Source organism: Bittarella massiliensis (ex Durand et al. 2017) (assembly GCF_009876955.1).
Lineage (GTDB): Bacteria > Bacillota > Clostridia > Oscillospirales > Ruminococcaceae > Bittarella > Bittarella massiliensis.
In genome coordinates this window covers 1-6,890 of record NZ_WWVY01000034.1, presented here as the reverse complement: position 1 = coordinate 6,890, position 6,890 = coordinate 1, and the positions used below count along the sequence as shown (strand labels likewise).

At 53.1% G+C, this 6,890-nt stretch carries 7 protein-coding genes and 1 pseudogene; 7 read left to right on the top strand and 1 reads right to left on the bottom strand.

Annotation, left to right across the window (positions count from 1 at the left end; translation table 11 throughout):
* The 4 genes and pseudogenes from GT748_RS14785 to GT748_RS16110 all read left to right on the top strand — a co-directional run.
* Nucleotides 1-1,097, top strand: a 1,097-nt coding sequence (locus GT748_RS14785; protein WP_368034548.1) for an asparaginase, incomplete at its 5' end; no start/stop codon positions are given.
* Nucleotides 1,098-1,252: 155 nt separating this feature from the next.
* On the top strand, nucleotides 1,253-1,489 hold the full coding sequence (locus GT748_RS14780) for an ADP-ribosylglycohydrolase family protein (protein WP_119972532.1): 237 nt from the start codon (nucleotides 1,253-1,255) through the stop codon (nucleotides 1,487-1,489).
* Nucleotides 1,490-1,632: 143 nt separating this feature from the next.
* Nucleotides 1,633-2,073, top strand: a pseudogene (locus tag GT748_RS14775) (N-6 DNA methylase); the annotation flags it as partial.
* A 238-nt stretch (nucleotides 2,074-2,311) separates the two neighbouring features.
* On the top strand, nucleotides 2,312-2,476 hold the full coding sequence (locus tag GT748_RS16110; protein ID WP_333559113.1) for a hypothetical protein: 165 nt from the start codon (nucleotides 2,312-2,314) through the stop codon (nucleotides 2,474-2,476).
* 172 nt (nucleotides 2,477-2,648) lie between these two features.
* On the opposite strand, the gene GT748_RS14765 is transcribed toward GT748_RS16110, so the two are convergent.
* On the bottom strand, nucleotides 2,649-3,746 hold the full coding sequence (locus GT748_RS14765; protein WP_134107376.1) for a DUF6076 domain-containing protein: 1,098 nt from the start codon (nucleotides 3,744-3,746) through the stop codon (nucleotides 2,649-2,651).
* Nucleotides 3,747-3,910: 164 nt separating this feature from the next.
* Here GT748_RS14765 and GT748_RS14760 point away from each other — a divergent pair, with 164 nt between their 5' ends.
* The 3 genes from GT748_RS14760 to GT748_RS14750 all read left to right on the top strand — a co-directional run bounded on the left by GT748_RS14760 (nucleotide 3,911) and on the right by GT748_RS14750 (nucleotide 6,717).
* Nucleotides 3,911-5,023: an AAA family ATPase gene (locus GT748_RS14760; RefSeq protein ID WP_205301340.1), complete on the top strand. Its 1,113-nt coding sequence runs from the start codon at nucleotides 3,911-3,913 to the stop codon at nucleotides 5,021-5,023.
* Between the two features lie 329 nt (nucleotides 5,024-5,352).
* Nucleotides 5,353-5,565 carry a hypothetical protein gene (locus GT748_RS15265; protein WP_156336612.1) on the top strand — a complete coding sequence of 71 codons (213 nt, stop codon included), beginning with the start codon at nucleotides 5,353-5,355 and terminating at the stop codon, nucleotides 5,563-5,565.
* A gap of 12 nt (nucleotides 5,566-5,577) precedes the next feature.
* Complete coding sequence (locus GT748_RS14750; RefSeq protein ID WP_134106996.1) at nucleotides 5,578-6,717, top strand: tyrosine-type recombinase/integrase; 1,140 nt, start codon at nucleotides 5,578-5,580, stop codon at nucleotides 6,715-6,717.
* Nucleotides 6,718-6,890 lie beyond the last annotated feature (173 nt).

Below are 6,890 nucleotides of genomic sequence, written 5' to 3'. Positions count from 1 at the left end.
TTCGACTTGCTGTGTTAGAGGCACTTGTGTTTCATCCATTTTGGTGCCTTGGAGCGCAGCGGAAAGGAATGGTCATAGCCATGAAAAAGCTTCTTTTACTCACCACCGGAGGCACCATTGCCTCTGTGGAAACGGAAAACGGCCTCGCCCCTGCTGCCACGCCACAGGAGCTTTTATCTTATATTCCACAAGCTGACACATTCTGTGAAGTGGATGTACGTCAGCTTTTCAACATCGACAGCACCAATATACAACCCGAACACTGGACGCGTATTGCATTGGAAATCGAAACCTCCTTCACAGATTACGACGGATTTGTCATCACTCACGGCACCGACACCATGGCCTACACGGCAGCGGCGCTGTCCTATCTTGTGCAAAATGCGCCCAAACCTATTGTCCTCACTGGTTCTCAAAAGCCGATGTCCGCGCCTGTGACAGACGCGAAAAAGAATCTGCTGGACAGCCTGCGTTTCGCCGTGCAGAACGATGTACACGGCGTTTATGTCGTATTCGACGGCAAAGCAATCGTGGGCACCCGGGCGCGAAAAGTGCGCACTAAAAGCTACAGTGCATTTGAAAGCATCAACTATCCTATTGCTGCCTTCATCGACGGCAGCCAGGTATTCCGCTATGTCGGCTGTGAGGAAGCAGACCCAAAGGTATGCTTTTATCACACCCTTGTCCCCCGTGTGTTTCCTCTGAAGCTGATGCCAGGCATCACGCCCGACATCCTACGGTATATTGGCGAGCATTACGACGCTATTGTCATCGAGGGCTATGGTGTAGGCGGACTGCCGTTTCAAGGTGACCAAAACTTTCTGGACGCACTAGAGACACTGACGCGGAAGGGAAAGCTGGTAGTGCTCGCAACACAGGTCATGCTGGAAGGCAGCGATGTTGAAATCTATGAAGTGGGCGTTCGAGCTGTGCGCCGGTACAACGTTCTGCAAACATACGATATGACCGTGGAAGCGGCCGCAGTAAAGCTAATGTGGATAATGGCGCAAACACAAGACTTTGCAGAGATATGCCATTTATTTTACCGCTGTGTGCATCATGATATCCTGCGCAAACCCGCGCAGTTACCCAACTGACCGGCCGATTTTGCTGCTTAACGCCCCAAACACCTAGCAGACAGCACGCCAACTTACTTATGATCAATTGCGCTTTCCACATAGCTCTCAAAATCTATACCGCGCCTGACTCTGCCCGTCATAAAAAATCTTATCGCGAGTGGCTTGGTGCATAGATTCGCGCGGACTATTTTGGTTATATTAATCCCGGAAATTCTCACGCGGCCGCTGAAATGGCGTGGCACGACGCAAGCCTTTCTCACATCAAAAATGGAATTTATGAAGCGATGTTTATAGCGACCATGCTGGCTCGCGCTGCTGTCAGCACGGACATCGCAGATGTGATTCAAAGTGGACTCTCTGAAATCCCCCATACATCTTCACTATATAAAAGCATTTCAGAAATGTTTTGATTTCAGACGTGACTTTTATCAATACAATGTATATAGCAACACCATCCAGATATATTCTTGAGCACACGACTACAGCAGTACAAAAGCGTCAAATTCTTTTGCCACCTCAAGCCGACTCATTGGCAGGATCTTTGCTGAAGTAGTATCAGGAGCTACTTGCAGAGGGAGATGGCTTTGAAGAAGACATCGACGAATATGTTGTCGAAAATATTTTCTTCGTGCCCGAAAATGCTCGTTGGAGTGTTATTTCATCAGCAGCACATACCCCTGAAATTGGTACTGTGATCGATGATGCAATGCGCAGCATTGAGAAAGAAAGCAAGCGTCTCAAAGACATCCTGCCTAAAAACTTTGCCCGTCATGAACTGGACAAGAGGAGGCTCGGTGATGTTGTTGACCTCTTCACAAACATCCAGATGGTCGAGCATGGAAACAGCAAGGACATTCTCGGGCGCACATATGAATACTGCCTTTCCAAGTTTGCAGAGCAGGAAGGAAAACTTGCTGGTGAGTTCTATACACCCTCTTGTGTAGTTCGTACTCTGGTTGAGGTTTTGCAGCCCTACAACGGGCGTGTTTATGATGAAGCAGTTGCGTGATTGATACAAAGATTTTTGCCCGTTTTCGTTAGGGCGTTTTACATTCATAGGAATTACCGCCTTTCTCACACCGAGGGGTGTGCAGAAGGCTTATTTTTTTGCCTGCCGACAGCAGAGTCACCTCTCGTTCGGCGGCGCAATGCGTGCGACCTATTCGGGCTTGTATACGCACATAACGAAAACCATGTTCCGTAACGATCTGTAAGGGGTACCACAGTATTATGTGGAGGGCAACCATGAGGCGATCATCAGCCCTGCGGTGTTCGACATGGTACAGGCTGAACTTGCCAAGCGCACGAAGGGCGGTTCACGATACAGCGGCGTGAGTATTTTCTCCAACAAGATAAAGTGCGCCGACTGTGGCGGCTGGTACGGCTCGAAGGTCTGACATTCTACAGACCGATACCGTAAGGTCATATACCGCTGCAACCACAAGTACGATGGCGAGAAATGCAAAACTCCACATGTGACCGAGGAAGAGGTCAAGGCGGCGTTTGTGTCCGCCTACAATCAGCTTGTGAACGAGAAAAAGGAAATCATCGCCAATGGATATCATAAAATTAAATCTTGTCAAACGCCTTCTTCATCTCAAAATCCGAAAGGCACCCTCGCTGAGCCTGCTCCCTGATGTCCTGTGCTCTGGCGACCAGAGCATTCCATTCATCGGTTGAAATCTTCCCGCGTGCCTTCCGCTTTTTCAAACGGTTGTAAGTGTTTTCGTATTCGATCTGCACCGGCGTCTTGCTGTCCCGGTCCGCCTGCTTGTTGTGCGCGCCGACCTGCCTGCAGGTACGCTTCGTTTCTCCCGGCGCGATCCGGGTGCAGTACCGCACATCGTATCCGTTTTGCAGCAGGAAGAACTTCCTGCAGTTGTGGCAGCGGCGCGGAACATTTCCGTGCATCAGGCCACGGAAGAGATCCATGTGGAGAAAATCGGCCAGGCTGGAGAAAACAACACGCTCCGCAAGGATGTACTTTTCCGGCTGCACAGGATCCGGCATCGTCACATATTCCGTCATGGCCGGGCGGCTCTGCAGGAACTCAAAAGTGGGATAGGGCGGCAGTGCGGCACGCAGGGCCTCCTGTGCGGCGGCATCGGAAAAGAACCGGTAAACACCCACTGCATAATGCTCCGCGTTCCTGCGTCCCAGCGGTTCGAAATAGAAGTCCAGCATCGTGGAAACATAGCTCTGGAAGCACAGAAGTTCATCCGGCAGCCGGAACAGCTTCCCGAAGAAGGAGCTGAGGGCTTCGTTTTCCGGCGTTCCCGGCGTCACGGCTTTCTGGAACTCTTCCGGCGCACTCCGGCACAGCTCCTCCAGCATCGTCCCGTATGTATCCCTGTCAATATTCAAAAGAGAAAACAGCGGAAGCGGATACACATGCTTCAAAGCCCTGTTCAACTGGCACTGCACGGCAGCGGCCAGCGCGGGGCTTTTTTCTTTGTCCCGGGCAAAAAGAGAGTCCCGCACGATGGAAAAAAGCCTGACGGCTTCATCATGCAGCGCAAGCAACTCCCCCGTTGGATAATCCAGCAGCTCGCAGGAAATTTGCCCCAGCGGCAACTGGTTTTGTTCGATCATTACCGTGCCGCCGTAGAACCGTACGGTGAATTCCTGGATGCTGTTTTCTGTTTCAATGAGCCGTTTTGTTTCCATCTGACCACCTGTCCCCGATGCACTTTTTTAATGTCCCCGTCTTTCTTTGAAAGTATTGCGGACGGGAAGACTTCTTGCTAGAATGAGTGTACCCGACAGGGATGAGAAAATCAACCGGAAGGAGAATGCTATACACAAACAAACAGGAACCCCAGGAGGTATTGATGGCCGGTAGGCTCAGAACGATCGACGCCCGCACATTGGCGGATGCAGTATTGGAACCGCCGGGGTATGCGGTGAAAGACCTGCTGGTGCAGGGCCTGCACATCCTTGCGGGAGCGCCAAAGACAGGAAAGAGCTGGCTGGCGCTGTGGCTGTGCCAGCAGGTGGCAGGCGGAGAAAAGGTCTGGGGATATCCGACACAGCAGGGTACGGTGCTCTATCTGTGCCTGGAGGACGGCTATCACAGGCTGCAGGACAGGCTGCTGGACATCACGGAGGACCCATCGGAAAACTTGTATCTGGCCACACATGCGGGAACTCTGGCGGATGGCTTGGCCGGACAGATCGAAACCTTCGTCCGGGAACACGGGAGGGTGTCGCTGATCGTCATCGATACGCTGCAGAAAGTGCGGGAAACTTGTACGGACAATACCTATGCGAGGGACTATGCCGACCTGGCGCGGCTCAAAGAGCTGGCCGACCGCTGCAAGACCACTGTGCTGCTGGTCCACCATCTGCGCAAGCAGTATGACAGCGACCCGTTGAACAGGGTGTCCGGAACAGCGGGCATGAGTGGGGCCGCGGACGGGACCTTCATCCTGCAGCGTGAGGACAGGAGTTCAAACTATGGAACGTTGTTCTGTACGGGTCGGGACATTGAATCGAAAGAATTAAAACTGCAGTTCGATCCAATGTCTCACATCTGGGAATGCAGAGAAGATGAAGAAACAGCGCGGAGTGCAGACGAAGAAGTGATCGGGATTGTAATTGATTGGCTGCACGACGAAAAGCAGTTCGAAGGCACGGCATCGGAGCTGTTGGAAATTCTCCATGACGCTCTGCCCTGCGAGCTCCGTCCCAACATTCTCAGCCGCTGGCTGAACAAGCACAAGGGAATGCTGAAAGCAAACGGCGTGAGTTACACGCTCAGGCGCACACGCGACAGCAGGACGATCCGTCTGAGCTGTGACGGTAATGACGCAAATGACGATATTTCTTGGAGCGGGGCGGCGTCCAAAATACCGTCACCATCGTCACAACCGTCACAGGCCGCGGCTTTGCCCGGTGTTTCGCGCCAAAGACCGGGGACGGAAAGATGCCCGCCTCTGCCCTGAAAAGGCCTCACAGGGCCGCTGTGGCCGGGATGTAGCGAAGCCGGGCTCCGCCGGAAGCCCGGTGAGTAATTGGACGGGTCTCCATGGGGCCAATCGAAAAAGATAGCAGGAGAAAGGAAGACACCGCTTTCGCGACGCCTTGGGGATACATCAGCCCGCAGTGCGGGCTGAGCGTGGTACCGGAGTGACACCAAAATGGGGGTGTGGTACCAATTGAGCGCACCAAAACAGCGAAAAAGAGCCAGATTTCGGCAGTGTACCGCGGTTTTTCCGTGACACCAAACCGGCCGAAAAACCGGTACCATGCAAAAAATGAAAGGATGGATGCGATGTACAGATTTCATCAGGAAAAGAGGATAAAGCCCGGCCTGGCCATCACGCAAAGGCATATCCGTTTGTGCGACGGGCATCTCCGGGCGGCGGGTGTGAGTTCGCGCAATGAATTTGTAGAGAAAGCGATCGAGTGCTATGCGGGCTGGCTCGACGTCAAACAAAACCCGGAGTTCTTTCGGGAACTCTTTGGGCCGGATATCGGCCGATAAGGAGTTTCCCTATTGGCCAGTCTGAAACAGCTGGATGAGCGGCGGTACAAAATTACGGTCTCAAACGGATATCGGCCGGATGGAAGAAAGGTGTGCAAAGCAAGGACGCTCCATGTTCCGAAAAGGATCCCCCGGCGCTCGGTGCTTCAGTATGTGATGCACGCAGCGGAAGAATTGGAAAAGGAATTCAAGTACGGTTATGCGGAGGATGGAGAAAAGACATTTGAGGCGTATGCACGCGGATGGCTGGAAAGGCAGACGCATTACGCGCCCAGTACGCTCGCCGGGTACCGGCAGATGCTGGAACGGGTGTATGGAGAGATCGGACAGATCCGTCTGAAAGAGCTTCGTCCGATAACGATAGAGTATCTTTTGGAGCGGCTCCGAAAACAGCCGGGGCCAAGCGGCAGGCAGCTGGGCGAGGCGACGGTGCAAAAATATTGGGGCGTGGTTTCGGTGGTGCTGAATGATGCGAAGAGAAACCAGATCATTGCGTACAATCCCGCACAATGCATTGGAAAGCCGGAAGCGAAGTATAGGGAGCAAAAGATCCCTACAGACAAAGAAGCCAAACGTTTTCTCGGACTGCTGGAGCAGGCGCCCGTCCTTTACCGAAGCTATTTTACATTGATGATGCTTACAGGAATGAGGCGCGGAGAACTGTGCGCGCTGCGGTGGAAGGATATCCGGCGGGAATGCATCGTAGTGTCGCGGAGCAGGGGGCGTGTTCGGGGAGCGGGTCTGCTGGAGGGCCCGACAAAGAATGGAAAGCCAAGGCTCATAGCGGTCAGCAGGACGATGTCCGGAGTGCTGGATGCATTGAGGCAGTGGCATCTGGAAACGCAGGGAGAGATCATCGAGGATGCGCTGCTGTTTGTCAATGAGAATGGTTCGGCTCCGGACCCCGCCACGTTCACACACTGGCTGAGGCGGTTCTACGACAGGAATGGATTCAGCAGAGAATTCCATGTGCACACGCTGCGGCACTATGCGATCACGACGATGCTTGCAGAGGGGATAAGCAAGCAGACGGTCGCGGAGATCGCGGGGCATGCGAGCACGGATTTTCTGGAAAGGACCTACTGCCACCCGCAGATGGAGAGCAGGATGCTTGCGGCGGAACGTCTGTCAAACGTATTGTTTCCATCATAGTATTGAATGAAAGCGGCAGCGCCGGTGTGAGACATACCGGCGCTGCCGCTTTTGTGTTGGTAATGCCAAATGTTTTCGTTGGTATTGTAGAATAGCGGGTTTGGAGCTGGCTATTGAGCACAGCTGACGGTATGCTTTGTGTCAGAAACCCAAAAGGAGTGGTCAATATGGCA

What these genes read in the sequence shown, in the direction of transcription:
- GT748_RS14765 (WP_134107376.1), bottom strand. Translation starts at nt 3,746, where the DNA reads ATGGAAACAAAACGGCTCATTGAAACAGAAAACAGCATCCAGGAATTC.
- GT748_RS14760 (WP_205301340.1), top strand. Translation starts at nt 3,911, where the DNA reads ATGGCCGGTAGGCTCAGAACGATCGACGCCCGCACATTGGCGGATGCA.
- GT748_RS15265 (WP_156336612.1), top strand. Translation starts at nt 5,353, where the DNA reads ATGTACAGATTTCATCAGGAAAAGAGGATAAAGCCCGGCCTGGCCATC.